Below are 16,676 nucleotides of genomic sequence, written 5' to 3'. Positions count from 1 at the left end.
AGAAAGTAAGTGGTTATGAAAATAATGAAACTAAAAAAATTAAAAATATCGCATATTATTTATCTGCTATTAGTCTTTGCTATACTCTATTATCCTGTGAAAATAACCAAATATCATTTAATGGATTTAAGTTATGATGAAATTTTAGATTTTGGCTGGCGAGGAGACGGGTGTAAAACTAAAGATGGTGATTGGGTAGATTCTATCAATTGTCCTTGTGGCACAGGATTGATAGAACCAGATGATTCTTATAAAATTAGTAAAGAAGGGTATTTTTATGACAATGATAAACTCTTTGGAAAAGCAACCCTCAAAAAAAAGCCAAGTTATTTTTCTGACGGTGGAATTTTAACAGGTGGTGAGTTAGAAATTGAGCATTTAGAGACAGGAATAACCTGTTATTATGACTCTGTTTTAGATTAATCGGTCATTGTGCCAATTTGATAATTAATACTTTGTAAAAAACGCTCAGTCGCTTACATTTCATGATTAAAATAATCGCCTAAAGACACACTTTCAGTAATGACCAACCCCCCCATTTTGATAAGCCGATATTTTCCAACCCACTATTAACTTTAGGTACTAAGCACAGTTAAACGTTTGATCTCAACAGATAACATTTTCCAAAATATTTGATTATCACCCTTAACTTTCCTTTTTAATTTGCTTTCAGTTGTCACTAGTTTCGAACTTTTTGAATCAAAATTGATACTTTATTTATTTTTAATTTTACTAAGCATCAAAATAGATACCTGCATAATGTTGATTATATTTAATATTTTTTTATTTATGTGATAACGATCACTTTAGAAAGGTCGTTAAATTGATATCATATGTGCAGAATATTAATTAAGGAGTAGTACCCAATGAGTAAGTTAATGAATAACGAAAATGTTATCAGTTCAAGCAATAAATCAACATTACCAAAATGGCGAAAAAGCGACACACTATGGATGCTTAGTCTTTATGGTACCGCAATTGGTGCTGGAGTGCTTTTTCTACCCATTAATGCAGGTGTTGGTGGATTGATTCCATTATTAGTTATGTTGATTCTTGCCTTTCCAATGACATTTTTTGCCCACCGAGCTTTATGTAGATTTGTTCTATCAGGAAAAAACAGTAATGGCGATATTACTGTTGTTGTAGAAGAGTCTTTTGGGCGCACCGCAGGAATTTGGATAACGGTGCTGTATTTTTTTGCCATTTACCCAATATTATTGGTATATAGTGTTGGTATTACCAATACAGTAGACAGTTTTATGGTTAATCAACTAGGTATGCAGCCAATACCCCGTGCTTTGCTTTCGTTTGTTTTAGTTGCATTCTTAATGTCAATTGTTCATTTTGGTGAAGAGCTGATTGTTAAAGTGATGTCCGTTTTAGTTTTCCCTTTTATTGCGGTTTTAATGATGCTAGCTTTATTTTTAATCCCTGAATGGAATAGCAGTAATTTATCCTTTAGCCTTAATAGTGAAGGTGGACATAGTATATTAATGACACTTTGGCTGGTTATTCCCGTTATGGTCTTTGCGTTTAATCACTCTCCCATTATTTCCTCATTAGCTGTTGCTAAACGTAAAGAATATGGCAATATTTATGCAGAACCGAAATGTACTAAAATTATTGCTGCCAGTAACATAATGATGGTTGTGACTGTTATGTTTTTTGTTTTTAGTTGTGCTCTGTGCTTATCGCCAGCTGAACTTTTAGAAGCAAAAACACAAAATATCTCGACTTTATCTTATTTAGCTAATCGATTTAATTCGCCAGTTATTGAATACATTGGGCCGCCAATTGCTTTTATTGCCATGGCTAAATCGTTTTTAGGTCACTATCTTGGTGGTAAAGAAGGCTTTAACGGTCTTGTGCAAAAAATATTACGTAGCCGCAATAAAACGATTTCAGAAAAGAAACTTGATAAACTAGCCATTGCATTTATGTTTGTAACAGCGTGGGGAATTGCAACAATTAATCCAAGCATTTTAGCGCTTATTGAATCACTTGGTGGACCTATTTTAGCTATATTATTGTTCTTAATGCCTATGTATGCAATTCATCAAATTCCAGCATTGGCAAAATATCGTGGAAAATTAAGTAATGTCTTTATTGTGGTTATGGGATTAGTTGCAATTTCTGCGGCTATCTATAATTTATTATAAAAATGACCTAATAGGTAATAATCACCTATTTAATTAATGTACGTATGAAATCCATCGACATTCGTCGGTGGACAAAATAGTCTGTAGGTTATCCTACTAGTAAAATAAACAACGGGTACAATAAGCATTAACCACTAATGAGAATTAAAAACTTATTTTCGTAATCCCAAACGTGAGGTTATTTGTCGATACCTTTGTTTAGCATTTTATTAGCAAAGATAAATTTACAAAAATATAACTATGCCTATGATATTTATTTATACTTGGCATTAAAAAGGAAAATTATGAGTTCAGTATTTGAAATATTTAAAATTGGTATTGGGCCTTCAAGTTCACATACAGTAGGACCAATGAGAGCGGGTAAAGCTTTTATAGATCAATTAATTAATAAACAAATGATGTCATCAGTGACAAAAATTGTGGCTGATGTTTATGGATCTTTGTCGCTAACAGGTAAAGGGCATCAAACAGATATTGCTATTGTTATGGGATTAGCGGGTGAAAAGCCTGATACTGTAAATATTGATAATATCCCAAATTTTATCGAAACACTTAGCCAAACGCACCGTTTACCTATTTATAATCATTCCTACGAAATTGATTTCCCATTAGATAGTTGCATGGTATTTCATTCTAAATTTTTACCATTACATGAAAATGGTATGACTTTAAGTGCCTATAATGGTGATACCTTATTATTTCAAAAAACTTACTATTCTGTAGGTGGCGGTCAAATTGTTGAAGAAGAGCAATTTGGACAGCAAGAGCAAGATGCGGTAAAACTGCCTTACCCATTTATTTCGGCTCAAGAATTATTAAAACATTGTGAAGATAATGCCTTATCAATTTCTAGCGTTATGATGAAAAATGAGTTGCAATTGCATACTTATGAAGAAATCGAAAATTATTTTTCTCGCGTTGGACAAACTATTTTGGAATGTATTAATCGTGGAATGAATACTGAAGGTTTATTACCTGGACCGCTTAAAGTTCCGCGTCGGGCATTTTCGTTATATCGTCAATTATCCACCACTAAAGACAAAATTATTAGTGACCCAATGGTAATTATTGATTGGGTAAATATGTTTGCACTTGCCGTTAGTGAAGAAAACGCAGCGGGTGGACGGGTGGTCACTGCACCAACAAATGGTGCATGCGGCATTATACCCGCTGTGCTTGCTTATTATGATAAGTTTATTAATCCAGTTACTCCTGATATTTATATTCGATTTTTCCTAACTTGTGGTGCAATAGGACAACTTTATCAAATTAATGCATCTATTTCTGGTGCAGAAGTTGGATGCCAAGGGGAAGTTGGCGTAGCTTGTTCTATGGCTGCTGCTGGGCTTACTGAACTGTTAGGTGGTAATCCTGAGCAAGTTTGTATGGCAGCAGAAATAGCCATGGAACATAATTTAGGATTAACTTGTGATCCAGTTGCAGGTCAAGTGCAAGTACCTTGTATCGAACGTAATGCTATTGCCGCGGTAAAATCGATAAATGCAACAAGAATGGCTCTAAGGCGAACAACTGCGGCAAAAGTATCTTTAGATAAAGTGATTCAAACTATGTATGAAACAGGAAAAGATATGAATGCAAAATACCGAGAAACATCACGCGGGGGGCTTGCCATCACCGTTCATTGTAGTTAAGTTGAAATTATTTGTTGTGTCAAATTCGCCGATTATACAATCGGCGAAACCTTAAATTATATTTCTTTGAATTATATTTTTTTAAATTATATTACTTTAAATTGTATTTTCTTAAATTGAACTTTCTTAAATTGCCTTTAATGTTTCCAGCGCATGGTATTGACTTTAGAACGCAAAAAATCATTCTCAACCAACACATCCACCTTTTCTTGTTTTATTGTACGGTATTTTCTTTTCCGCTTAAGTTGCTCCATTGATGTTTTATGAATCACTTCATTATAGGCAAGCAAATTATTCAGTTGATCCAGTTCATCTAACCCACGAAGAACCGCAATTAATGTTTGTAATGTAATGGATTCGCCTTGTTCAATGCGTTTTATGGTCGCAATACCGATTTGAGATTTGTTAGCCAGTTCTTGCTGAGATAAATTTTTTTCAATTCTTGCTATTTTTATTCTGCGACATAACATAGCAATCATTTCGGCAGTTTCATTCATAAAATATCTTTTAGGTATGATATGCCACAGTATGTGACATATCATCTACTGTTATTGAATTAATTGTTCGTTTTCATGAGCTTTGATTTGTTGCTTTTCTAAGCTTTCTAAGATCTTTTTATGAATGCCATTAAAGCCACCATTACTCATAATTAAAATGGCATCGGTTGGGCGAGCTGTTTTGGTTATCATTTCAACAAGTAAATCAATATCACCCGTCCAGTGAGCAGGTTGGATACAAGCATCAACAACATCAGCAACTAACCAAGGCAATTGTTCTGGTTGAAAGATAAAGATTTCGTCAGCACGACCTAGTGATGGTGCTAGTTCATCTTTAGATACGCCTAGCTTCATGGTATTTGAGCGAGGTTCAAGAACAGCTAAAATGCGACGATTTGCACCAATTTTACTACGTAATGCCTCTAATGTTGCTAAAATTGCAGTTGGATGATGAGCAAAGTCGTCGTAGATTTCGATGTTATTTATTTCACCATAGAGTTCTAGCCGCCTTTTGGCATTGATAAATGAACTTAATGCTGAACAAGCATCGGCTGGATCAATGCCTACATTATGTGCTGCGGCGATTGCCATTAATGCATTATGCATATTATGTTCGCCCACTAAGGAATATTCCACTTCGCCTACTTTTGCATTGTTATAGTAAACTGCAAAACGACTTGCGTCGTTATTTATGCGCTGTGCTAACCAGCCTGTTTCAGACTCAGTAAAGACTTGCTCGCTCCAGCAACCTTTCGCCAATACTTGTTTTAAATTTACATCTTCTTGTGGTGAAATAATTAACCCTTTACTTGGCACTAAACGAACCAAATGGTGGAATTGTTTTTGAATTGAGCTAAGATCATCAAAAATATCGGCATGATCAAATTCTAAATTGTTCATGATAAGTGTTTTAGGGCAATAATGCATGAACTTGGAACGTTTATCGAAGAATGAACAATCGTATTCATCAGCTTCAATCACAAAAAAATTCCCGTCTCCTAATCGGGCTGATACATCAAAATTACCCGGTACACCACCAATAACAAAACCTTGTTTATAATTTAATTTTTCTAAAATCCAATTGACCATACCCGCAGTTGTGGTTTTGCCATGTGTTCCAGCAACCGCAATAACCCAGCGATCGCGCAAAACGTTATCATGTAACCACTGTGGCGCAGAAATATAAGGAATGTTATTATCTAAGACATATTCAACACAAGGGTTACCTCTAGATAAGGCATTGCCGATGATGACTAAATCGGGTGTAGAGGCGAGTTGTGATGGATCATATCCTTCAATAATATCAATGTGCTCTTTTTGTAACAGTGTACTCATTGGTGGATAAACATTTTTATCTGAACCTGTTACTTTATGGCCTAGCGAGCGAGCTATTAATGCAATCCCAGCCATAAACGTACCACAAATTCCAAGAATATGAATATGCATTTTGAATCCTTAACGTTGCGTAAATTTTATGTTGATGATGTTAGATAACCATCGTAATTAGATGTAAATTAAGCACAATTGTCAAATTATAATCCATTCTAATTGCTTAGGCGATAGGCCATAGATATTTTATCAGTAATTGTGGAGCTTGGTTACCCCGAAATTCATCTACATCCAAATGATAAACTAATTCTACTTTTTTTACCGACTGATCAGGCCATTGTTGTCGATTGACATTAAAACAAACGCCTTCAATAAATGGGCCACCATTTTGTGGCTCTAATACTAATTTAAGGTGTTTGTCTGCAATTAACCGTTGTTGATGAATAACAAATACGCCATCAAAAATAGGCGTATCAAACCCTTCGCCCCAAGGGCCAGATTTTTTTAACAATTTGGCGGTTGCGTAAGTAAAGTCTTGGCTATCTATTTCACCGTCTGTTTCAATAACATGTTCTAGTAAATCAGGATCGACTTGTGTGTTTAAAAGTGCTTGAAAACAACGTGTAAAATGCGCTAAATCTTTTTCGTGAATAGTTAAACCAACTGCCATTGAGTGCCCACCAAAGCTAACGATTAAATCAGGATGTCGCTGATTTAATTCATCAAGTAGATCGCGCAAATGAACGCCTTTAATTGAACGTCCAGAGCCTTTTAAAAAACCATCTTGGGTTGAAGCAAACGATATAACTGGTCGATGATATTTATCTTTTAAACGAGAAGATAATATACCAATAATACCTTGATGCCACTGTTGATGATAAAACACCAGTGCGTTAGGAATTGATATATTTTGCTCTTCAATTTCTTGAATAAACAATAAAGCTTCTTTATGCATTGTTTGTTCAATCAATTTTCTATCACAATTGAGATTATCAAGATCTACTGCTTTATTAATTGCTAAATCATAATTATCACAAAGTAATAATTCAACGCCTAAAGTCATATTATCCATTCTTCCCGCGGCATTTAATCGAGGCGCTATATAATAAGCTAAATCGGTTGATGTAATCGAAGCAGGATCTTTCTTAGCTATATGCAATAAGGCTTTAATACCTTCGCTACAATAACCAGATCGAATTCTGTTTATACCTTGGTGAACTAAAATACGATTATTATGATCAAGTTTAACCACATCAGCAACCGTACCTAAAGCAACTAAATCTAATAAATTCGTCACATTATATTCGGTTAACTTATTGTCCATGAACCAATTTTCTTGCCGTAATTTGGCTCGTAAAGCGAGCATGAAGTAAAAAGCCACACCCACTCCAGCTAAATGCTTAGAAGGAAACACGCAATTAGGTAAATTAGGATTGATTATAGCATCTGCATCAGGTAATCGTTCTGGGCACAAATGGTGATCAGTAATAATCACTGGCAAATTTGACTGCTTGGCAAAATCGACAGCTTCAACAGCAGAAATACCGTTGTCCACAGTAATAATGAGTTGCGCATTTTTTAATAGCGCTTTTTTTACAATTGAAATACTTAGCCCATATCCATCATCAAAACGATCCGGAATGATATAATCAACAAATTGGCACCCCATATTTTTAAGGGCTTTAACGGTTAAAGCAGTACTAGTAGCACCATCAGTGTCAAAATCGCCAACAATCATGATCCGTTGATTATTCTTCATTGCCAAATAAAGAATTTCAACGGCTTTGTTAATGCCATCTAATGTGTCGTAATTGTGCAAATTGCGTGTGGTATAGTCGAGCTCTTGCATACTAGTCACCCCACGTAATGCATAAACTCGCTGTAATAATAATGGAATATCCTCGGAAAATTCTGGAGATCCATCAGGTAATTTGCGATGTCTTAATTTATTTTTTTTCATATTTTGTATGCTAGCACATTAGCGCTAACATTGAGTTTAATATTATATTTCAACAGCGGTAATTAGTTATTTACTTGTTTTTTTTATCTAAAACTTCAAGTAATTTATCTGCTGGTACATAACCAGAAACAAGCTCGCCATTAGGTAAAATAATTGCTGGTGTACCGCTAATTCCAAGTCGCTTCCCAACATTAAATTGTTGGGTAACGTAAGGAATCATACTACTAGCTGGTGAAATTTTATTGCCTTTATAAGCATTTTCAAACGCGGCTTTACGATCTTTCATGCTCCAAATAGATTGCATATTTTTACCAACATCACTTTTATCTCCTGCTCGAGGAAAGGCAAAATAGTGCACCGAAATACCTGCTTCTAAATATTTATCAATATTTTCGTGCAATAATTTACAGTAATGACAAGTGTAATCAGTAAAAACAGAAATGACATATCGTTCATTAGGCGCTTTGTAAACAATGGCATCTTTTGCAATTGTTTGCATTAGTTTAAGGTTATTACTGTTAGCAATATTTTCAAGATTGTCACCTTGAACATTATAAATAGGACCTTGAGTTAAATATTTGCCATCTTCTGTAACATAAAAAATACCATCAGGCGTAGAAACGCTTTTAAACCCTTGTATTGGGCTATTAGTAATTTTTAACTCTTTATTGTCGTAACCTAACTTATTTAAAGTTTTTGTTATATCAGCATTACTCGCTAATACTGAGGTTGAAATTAAAGCTAAAGCTAAACCTAATTTTTTCATTCAATTACCCTTATTTTTTTGAGTATTACGCTCGAGGATGATGTTTACTATGTAACTGTTTTAATCTTTCAGTTGCCACATGCGTATAAATTTGCGTCGTTGATAAACTACTGTGCCCAAGCAACATTTGCACAACACGCAAATCAGCACCGTGATTAAGCAGATGCGTTGCAAAGGCATGACGAAGCACATGAGGTGAAAGTGCTTCAATATTGATACCTGTTAATACGGCATAATATTTAATTCTATGCCAAAAGGTCTGACGTGTCATTTTTTTTCCTAATCGACTAGGAAAAAGAACATCAACAGGCCCTGTTTTTAGAAGATCATTTCTGCCATATTTAAAATAATATTCAAGCCAATAAACCGCTTCTTCACCCAGCGGTACTAAACGTTCCTTATTGCCTTTACCTATCACTCTTACAACACCTTGCCGTAGGCTAACATCACTAATTTCTAAATTCACTAATTCAGATACACGTAAACCGGTTGCATAAAGTACTTCAAGCATTGCTTTATCTCGAAGTTCAATCGGATCGTCTATGCTTGGCGATTCAAGTAATGCCTCCACTTGTGATTCGGTTAAATCTTTAGGTAATTTTTTGGGAAGCTTGGGGGATGATAATACCGCTGAAGGATCATCTGCACGATAGTTTTCTTGATATAAATATTGAAAAAAACGTTTAGTTGCACTAAGTAATCTTGCAGAACTACTTGCTTTATACCCATCTTGCACCCGTTGCATTAAAAATGCTTGTAGATTAACTGTTTGAGCAGACAAAAATGTGACATTTTGTTGTTGTAAAAACTGACTTAATGCCAGCAAATCTAACTTATAAGACGCAATGGTATTTTCAGCTAAATTCCTTTCTAACCATAAAGAATCTAAAAAATGTTCTATTAATATTTTATTTTGGGGCGGGGTGTCGTGATTCGACATCAATATCATCTCTACATTACATTTATTCTGACATTATATACTAACTGCCAATAAGTTGTAGATTTTGTCTATTTGTTATCTTTTAAACAGAGGTAGTTTATGATTTTTTTATTAATTACTATATACTGCACTTTTAGTTGTTTTTTGTACTATTTATATTAAAAGGCATTATGTTAAAACGAACTATTAATATTTTTATTGCGCTATTTGCAATCTCTATTATTGCCATGGAAACTTACATTTATTGGCATACTAAATTTCGTCCTTGGCAACCCGAATCTTCAATAGGGCGATTAATTTATTATTATAGTTTCTTTACAGTTTTATCAAATTTAATGTTAGCATTGAGTTGTTTTTGGCTAGCTATCAATCCTAACTGTCATCGATACAGTTTTAAAGTTATTCGTTTGAATGGATTGGCGGGTGTGATGATAACGACTATTGTATATAACCTAGTGTTAAGAAGCATCCATACACCGCCACCTAATGTATTATTGAAAATTGCGAATGAAAGTTTACATGTGATTATTCCTGTTTTGGGATTATTGAGCTGGTTTATTTTTGGACCATTTCGACGAATTAATTTAAAAGTCATTATGGGGGCGTCATTGTCAATGATTGGCTATGGTGTTTATATTTTTATTCGAGGCTACTATACCAATCTGTATCCATATCCTTTTATTAATGTTGTAAAGATTGGTTATTCCCAAGCACTATTTGCTGTAAGTAAGTTTTTTTTATTATTTTTGGGAATTGCCTTTTTATGTTGGTTGATTGATTACTTAAGGAGTAAAAATGAAACTGTATATTTATGAACATTGCCCTTTTTGTGTAAGAGCTAGAATGATTTTTGGTTTAAAAAACGTGCCAGTTGAACTACAGGTATTGCTTAGTGATGATTTTCAATCGCCAGAGCGTATGATTGGTGAAAAGATGGTGCCGATTTTACAGAAAGACGATGGCAGTTATCTGCCTGAAAGTTTAGATATTGTTGATTATGTCGATAACAATTATGGTGGCAATCCCATTTTAATTGGCGATAGATCAGCAAATATAGCTGAACTCATAAAGCAACTACAGCGATATGATTATAAGTTAGTGTGTCCACGATATATAAAATTAGGTTTAGCCGAGTTTGCGACACAAAGTGCTATTGATTATTTTGTTACTAGTAAAAAGGAAAAAATGGGATCATTTGATCAATGTATGGCACAAACCGATGCACTAGCCGCTGAGGTATTAACTGTGTTAAATAAACTTGAATTGCTAATTATTTCACCAGAAGCATGTAATGGACAATTATCTTTAGATGATATCTGTCTGTTCCCCGTTTTACGAAATTTGACGTGTGTTAAAAGTCTAGTTTTTCCACCTAAGATTAAGGCCTATATTCAATCAATGGCAAAACTCAGTAAGGTTGATTTATTTTTCAGTAAAGCAATTTGATGATTTGTTATGTGTGGTAGGCTATTTTGATTTGATATTAAACCATATTAGTAAAACCATCTTAATAAAACTATAGCAACAGATTTATCGCTACATAACTTGCAATCATAGTAAAAGAGAACAGTAAAAATAGGAATAAAAACTGTTCTCTTTTTAGTTTGCTAATAACTTATTGCAATTAATTATTTTAAATGATTATGTTAATTACCTAATTTAACATCAATCACTTCAATATTATCTTTACCACCATAGATATCATACCAAGGAGTAGCATATTGTTTTAATATTTTGTTAAGATGCTCAACATTTTCGCGGCCAGTTTGATCTAACCAACGTTTTAATCCCTCTTTTCCACCATTTGCATAGGCTGCAACACCTTCAAACCATGTTGCTCGCCCACCAAGAATGCCACTATATTTAGCGCCATTTTCGCCGGCAAAAATGAGCTCTTGATGGAAAGTTTTTGTTGGCACACCAGCGCTTAAATAAATAAAAGGTCGTGTTGCTGCATCGCTAGCTTGTTTAAAGTAATCTGCGGCTTGCTTTTGAGTATAAACCACGACATTGTTGTCGTTAAAGCCTTCGACGTTTTTAAAAAGTACAGGAACTTCGACTTTTAAAATATCGATGTAATATTGTTCTTTAGTAAACTCTTTAATGGTATTAATGACTTTTTGTGGTTTGATTTTTGCAAATTCAGGGCTTTTATCATCGGTTATCACATTATCATAAACAATAGGTTCAACAAAAACAGGAATATCCGCAGCTCTTGCTTCATTACCTAAACGCTCTAAAAATGAGTGCTTTTTATCTAAAATATCTTGAGGATCATCTGGATTATAATAAACCAATACTTTTGCAGCATCAGCCCCTTTTTTTATTAAGCGTTGTAATGAATCCTCGGGCAAAATATCGGGTAGGCGACCTGGTGTATTGGCATCATATCCCGTTTTTTCATATGACATGATTAATCCAGCATTGCTATTTTTTGCCGCCATGCCTTTAAAACCATATTCTTCATCTAACAAAATTGCGCTAACATATTTAGTTAATTCTTGAGAAACAAGCTCCTTAAATTCATACACCATATCAATATGATAACGATCTTTACCAACCGCAGATTCCATCATCTTAACCATTGAACCGCGTTGATCAATCGCTAATGCAGCAATCACGCCATCTTGGTTTGATAGCTGTTGCATACGTGTGAATTTACCACGAGAAATACATTTTCTAGCCATTTTATAGCCTCCATTTAGTTAGTTTTTTTATTATATTGCTTTTTTTTGGTTGTTTATTAATCATTTGTGCTAGTTAAAGCGATATCCTTAATTTAAGCCAATACCATTGTTATCTAATGACATTATGATTGAACTTAAGTTACCACTTGAGTAAATATCGCCTTTAAAAAATAGTTGACTGATTTTCAGCCTATATCAGTATGCTGCATATGTTTATAACAACCCCTTTTTATCACAACACCACCAATTTATTTTTTTCAAATTTCAATGAAAGGCTATGTTCAAGTATAAATTATTAAACAATGAATATTATTTAATAGAATTGTGAAACCACTCATATTTTTCAAAAATAATTCGTTTAGAATGAAAAGCAATTATGTTTTAACTTTAAAATTTATTTAGGAGAAAAAAATGAAGGCAGCAGTAATTAAGCAAGAATGCGATGGTCAAGTTGAAATTAAAGATATTCCAGTTCGCCCATTAGAAGCGGGAGAAGCATTAGTTGACGTTGAATATTGTGGTCTTTGTCATACTGATATCCATGTAGCATCGGGTGATTTTGGCAAAAAACCAGGCCGAGTTATTGGTCATGAGGGTGTGGGAATAGTGACTAAAATTGCTCCTGATGTAAAGAGCCTTAAAATTGGTGATAGAGTTAGTATTGCTTGGTTTCATGCTGGATGTGGTACTTGTGAATATTGTATTTCTGGTCATGAAACATTTTGTCGTAATGCGTTAAATTCTGGATACAGTGTTGATGGCGGTATGGCAGAGCAGTGTATTGTTAAAGCAGATTATGCGGTTAAAGTACCGGAAGGATTAGATCCCGCACAGGCAACAAGTATTACTTGCGCCGGCGTTACAACCTACAAAGGCATTAAAGTTGCCGATACCAAACCTGGGCAATGGCTTGCTGTATTTGGCATTGGAGGTTTAGGAACACTGGCTATTGAGTATGGTAAAAAAGTGTTTAACAATAAAGTGGTTGCAATTAGTAATAGCGATAGTCAATTAGAATTGTGTAAAAAGTTGGGGGCAGATTTAGTCATTAATCCTAAAAAAGTGGATGATGTAGGTGCTTATATTAAAGCGCACACTGAAGGCGGTGTACATGGTGCTGTTGTGACCTCAGTGACGAAAACAGCTTTCAATCAGGCTATTCATTCAGTACGCCCTTTAGGACGTGTTGTTGCCTTAGGTTTGCCTTCGGAAACTATGGACTTGAGTATTCCAAAAACAGTGCTTGATGGTATTCAAGTTTTAGGTTCACTGGTTGGTACTCGTGAAGATTTAGCCGAGGCATTTCGTTTCAGTGCTGAGGGTAAAGTAATACCAATGGTTGAAAAAAGACCATTGGAAGATATCAATGATATGATCGACGAAATGAAAGCAGGTAAAATTCGTGGACGTATGGTTGTGGATATGAAAATGAAGAAATAGAAATCACTTTTCAGTAATCTAGAGAATAAGAAGTCAGCTTCTAGCTGGCTTTTTATTTATGTTATCATTTTTATTTTTAGTGTTTTTAATGAGTTAAAATTAATCCTTCTTGTATTTTATAAATAAATCCCTATTATAAACAAATTTTGCTTATTGATAGATTCAAGGGGATCTTTATGTCAGATCACAATTTAGAAAATAACTTGCGGAAAGATCTTGGTTTAGTTTCTGCATTATCCCTGGTTGTTGGGATGGTTTTAGGCGCTGGTGCATTTATGAAACCACCTTCAGTATTGGAAGTTACTGGCGATTATCATTATGCTTTATTAGCTTGGATTATTGGTGGTGCTATTTCCATTTGTGGTGGATTAACGCTTTGTGAATTAGGCGTCATGTTCCCAAAAACTGGGGGCATGCTTGTTTATTTAGAAAAAATCTATGGCGCTAAAATCGCTCACCTTTATGGTTGGATGATGACAGTTATCTTTTCTCCAGCGTTAATTGGTGCATTAGTCGGTTATTTTAGTTCAGTATTTTGCTCATTATTTGAGATTGAAGACTCATATAAAATGGCGGTAGGTGCAGGAGCATTAGGCTTTATTGCCTTTATTAATGCAATTGGTGTCAAAGAGGCAGGATATTTACAAACCATTGCAACGGCTTGTAAATTGATTCCGATATTACTACTGGCGGTATTTGGTCTTTGGAAAGGCAATGGGCAAGTCGCATTATTTGGTGCTAGTGGTCAAGGTATTGAAACATTTGCGCCTTTTGCTGTTGCTATCTTAGCTACATTATTTGCTTATGATGGTTGGGCACAGGTTGCATCGGTTGCAGGTGAAATTCATAATCCATCTAAAGTATTACCAAAAGCAATCATTTTTGGGATTATCTTTTTAGTGATTGTTTATGCTTGTATCAATATAGCATTCTTTAAAATCTTTCCTGTCAACGAAATGGTTTCATTAGGGCACGATGCCGCCGCGGTTGCTTCACAGCGAATGTTTGGGCATTCAGGAGGTAACTTAGTTGCTGTTGGTATTATGATCTCGATTTTGGGTGGTATTAATGGTTATATCATGACATTATCGCGTACTATTTTTAGCATGGCAGAGCGTGGAACTATTGTTGGTGCACGTTATTTAAGTACAATAGATGAGGATAGCCGTTCTCCTGTTAATGCCATTTCAGTCCTTGTTATTTTTGCATTTTTATATTCGGTTTTGTTAGATGCCGATCGTTTATCTGAAATTTCTATGTTTTCGATTTGGGTATTTTATTTACTAACCTTTGTTGGTGTTATGATAGCCAGAAAAAAATACCCTAATATACCAAGATCTTACAAAGTCATTGGCTATCCAATTATCCCTATTTTAGCCATATTGGGCGCTGTTTATGTGATTTATGGTATGCTAGTTTATCAAACAGAAAATGGGCTAGCATCAATTGTGCTGACGTTAGTTGGTTTACCAATGTACTATTATTATCAACGAAAGAACAAACATAGCGAACTTTCAGTCGGTGAGGTGAAAAAGTACCGTGTAAAAACACAATATACCATTGCTATAGTAGCAATAAGTGTTGTTGCTATATTAATTATTTATGGAAGCATAATTAGTAAATAGCAACCTTATTTCTGGTTAGATGATTTATTTAAGGTTATTTATTTAAAGGAATTGCTTACTCATGTTTTTTAGTCGGTATAAAAGCAACAATAGATGTTTTTTAACTGAAAAGTGTGACTAAAAATAAGTTAAAATTAAGCCATAATGTCTTTGTTGTAAAATAGGGCTTAATTAAATGATGGGCTTTCTTAAAGATGCCTTTTCTGTGTTTTATATAGCCACTAATATAAATAGTGGCTATAGATACTTTAACTAATCCTTTGAATCAATTTTGGGTTTAGCTATGTAATTATAAATAACCAATATAGCAAAGATAGCAATAATAATGCTCATTATGATATCTTTGTTAAACCACTTAGCCATATTACCTAAGATAATTCCAACACCGCAAAAATCGACATCAGAGAAAGTCGTATTTGCAAAACCCAAAGATCCTAGCACAGGCAGTAGCATAACCGGCAAGAATGTGACTAATAGACCATTAGCAAATGCTCCGAGCATTGCCCCACGGCGTCCTCCCATTGCATTACCAAATACCCCCGCTGTTGCACCACAAAAGAAATGAGGAACAACGCCTGGTAATATCAGAACCAGATTTAATTGCCCTAAAACAAATAATCCAATTAATCCACCAAGAAAACTAAATAAAAAGCCGACGAGAACAGCATTTGGCGCATATGGAAAGACAACAGGACAATCAAGAGCGGGTTTTGCATTAGGTACCAATTTTTCTGAGAAGCCTGTAAATGCTGGCACAATTTCAGCGAGAATTAATCGCACACCTTGTAGAATGATAAACACTCCAGCAGCAAATGTAATGGCCTCTATAATCGCATAAACTAAATAATTATCACCTTTACTTAGATTAGTTTCGACATAATCAGAGCCAGCAAATATAGCTAGAATGAGATAAATAATCATCATAGTTAATGAAATTGAAATTGAGCTATCGCGTAAGAAACTTAGGTTTTTAGGTAAATTCATCTCTTCAGTTGAGCGTGAGTTTTTACCTACAACTTGTCCAAGCCAGCCAGCTAGCACATAACCTAAAGTACCAAAATGGCCAAATGCGACATCATCATTACCCGTAATTTTACGCATATGCGGTTGTGCCAAAGCAGGGAAAAAAGCCATGATAAGGCCAAGCACTAACGATCCAGTAAATACCAGTTGCCAGCCTTTAAATCCTGCAACGGTTAAAATAATACTAATCATACAGGCCATATAAAAGGTATGATGTCCTGTCAAAAAGATAAATTTTAAACGTGTAAAACGTGCAACTACGATATTAGCGACCATACCAAATGCCATAATTAATGCCGTTGCTGCACCATATTCATTTAATGCCATAGAAACTATAGCTTCATTATTAGGAATAATACCTTGTAATTTAAAAGCTTGCTCAAACATCATGCCGAGTGGCGTAATTGCACTGATAAGCACGCTTGCACCACCGCTTAATACCAAAAAACCTAAAATTGTTTTCACGGTTCCTTTTACGGTATCAGCAAATGATTTATGTTGGGCTATTAACCCAACCATGGCAATTAAACCCACCAATACGGCAGGTACTTTTAAAATATCAACAATAAATTTTACGATTTCCTGAATCATAGCAACA

The 16,676-nt window shown here is 34.7% G+C and carries 14 protein-coding genes; 7 read left to right on the top strand and 7 right to left on the bottom strand.

From position 1 onward, the window contains the following. Positions 1–15: 15 nt before the first annotated feature. The 3 genes from A9G45_RS05260 to A9G45_RS05250 all read left to right on the top strand — a co-directional run bounded on the left by A9G45_RS05260 (position 16) and on the right by A9G45_RS05250 (position 3,811). Positions 16–423, top strand: coding sequence for a hypothetical protein (locus tag A9G45_RS05260; RefSeq protein WP_065572375.1), 408 nt, complete (start codon positions 16–18; stop codon positions 421–423). Between the two features lie 455 nt (positions 424–878). Next, a complete protein-coding gene (locus A9G45_RS05255; protein WP_065566561.1) occupies positions 879–2,159 on the top strand; it encodes a serine/threonine transporter in 1,281 nt (426 codons plus the stop codon). 284 nt (positions 2,160–2,443) lie between these two features. Continuing rightward, positions 2,444–3,811: an L-serine ammonia-lyase gene (locus A9G45_RS05250; RefSeq protein ID WP_065566524.1), complete on the top strand. Its 1,368-nt coding sequence runs from the start codon at positions 2,444–2,446 to the stop codon at positions 3,809–3,811. A gap of 137 nt (positions 3,812–3,948) precedes the next feature. Here A9G45_RS05250 and A9G45_RS05245 read toward each other — a convergent pair whose 3' ends face one another. The 5 genes from A9G45_RS05245 to xerD all read right to left on the bottom strand — a co-directional run bounded on the left by A9G45_RS05245 (position 3,949) and on the right by xerD (position 9,303). Next, positions 3,949–4,308, bottom strand: a complete 360-nt coding sequence (locus tag A9G45_RS05245) for a helix-turn-helix domain-containing protein (RefSeq protein ID WP_065566523.1) — start codon at positions 4,306–4,308, stop codon at positions 3,949–3,951. A 51-nt stretch (positions 4,309–4,359) separates the two neighbouring features. Beyond that, positions 4,360–5,754: a UDP-N-acetylmuramate:L-alanyl-gamma-D-glutamyl-meso-diaminopimelate ligase gene (mpl, locus tag A9G45_RS05240; protein ID WP_065566522.1), complete on the bottom strand. Its 1,395-nt coding sequence runs from the start codon at positions 5,752–5,754 to the stop codon at positions 4,360–4,362. 106 nt (positions 5,755–5,860) lie between these two features. Then, entirely contained in the window at positions 5,861–7,597 is a 1,737-nt protein-coding gene (gene recJ, locus A9G45_RS05235) for a single-stranded-DNA-specific exonuclease RecJ (RefSeq protein WP_065566521.1), read from the bottom strand. 70 nt (positions 7,598–7,667) lie between these two features. Then, a complete protein-coding gene (dsbC, locus tag A9G45_RS05230; RefSeq protein WP_065566520.1) occupies positions 7,668–8,363 on the bottom strand; it encodes a bifunctional protein-disulfide isomerase/oxidoreductase DsbC in 696 nt (231 codons plus the stop codon). Between the two features lie 25 nt (positions 8,364–8,388). After that, positions 8,389–9,303, bottom strand: a complete 915-nt coding sequence (xerD, locus tag A9G45_RS05225) for a site-specific tyrosine recombinase XerD (protein WP_065566519.1) — start codon at positions 9,301–9,303, stop codon at positions 8,389–8,391. A gap of 170 nt (positions 9,304–9,473) precedes the next feature. Between xerD and A9G45_RS05220 the strand changes: the two genes are divergently transcribed. Together A9G45_RS05220 and grxB are read left to right on the top strand one after the other, a co-directional pair. Then, on the top strand, positions 9,474–10,118 hold the full coding sequence (locus A9G45_RS05220) for a Pr6Pr family membrane protein (RefSeq protein WP_065566518.1): 645 nt from the start codon (positions 9,474–9,476) through the stop codon (positions 10,116–10,118). Then, positions 10,099–10,749: a glutaredoxin 2 gene (gene grxB / locus A9G45_RS05215; protein WP_065566517.1), complete on the top strand. Its 651-nt coding sequence runs from the start codon at positions 10,099–10,101 to the stop codon at positions 10,747–10,749. The genes A9G45_RS05220 and grxB overlap by 20 nt, the downstream gene beginning before the upstream one ends. 200 nt (positions 10,750–10,949) lie before the next feature. On the opposite strand, the gene A9G45_RS05210 is transcribed toward grxB, so the two are convergent. After that, a complete protein-coding gene (locus A9G45_RS05210) occupies positions 10,950–11,990 on the bottom strand; it encodes a tagatose 1,6-diphosphate aldolase (protein ID WP_065566516.1) in 1,041 nt (346 codons plus the stop codon). Between the two features lie 411 nt (positions 11,991–12,401). On the opposite strand from A9G45_RS05210, the gene adhP reads away from it, so the two are divergent. After that, entirely contained in the window at positions 12,402–13,430 is a 1,029-nt protein-coding gene (gene adhP / locus A9G45_RS05205) for an alcohol dehydrogenase AdhP (protein ID WP_065566515.1), read from the top strand. A gap of 176 nt (positions 13,431–13,606) precedes the next feature. Further along, positions 13,607–15,055 carry an APC family permease gene (locus A9G45_RS05200; RefSeq protein ID WP_065566514.1) on the top strand — a complete coding sequence of 483 codons (1,449 nt, stop codon included), beginning with the start codon at positions 13,607–13,609 and terminating at the stop codon, positions 15,053–15,055. 252 nt (positions 15,056–15,307) lie between these two features. On the opposite strand, the gene A9G45_RS05195 is transcribed toward A9G45_RS05200, so the two are convergent. Further along, complete coding sequence (locus A9G45_RS05195) at positions 15,308–16,669, bottom strand: PTS ascorbate transporter subunit IIC (RefSeq protein WP_065566513.1); 1,362 nt, start codon at positions 16,667–16,669, stop codon at positions 15,308–15,310. Positions 16,670–16,676 lie beyond the last annotated feature (7 nt).

The organism is Gilliamella sp. HK2, assembly GCF_001690265.1.
GTDB lineage: Bacteria > Pseudomonadota > Gammaproteobacteria > Enterobacterales > Orbaceae > Gilliamella > Gilliamella apicola_C.
Note: the sequence above shows the minus strand (reverse complement) of the source record. Positions and strands in the feature narration are given on the sequence as shown.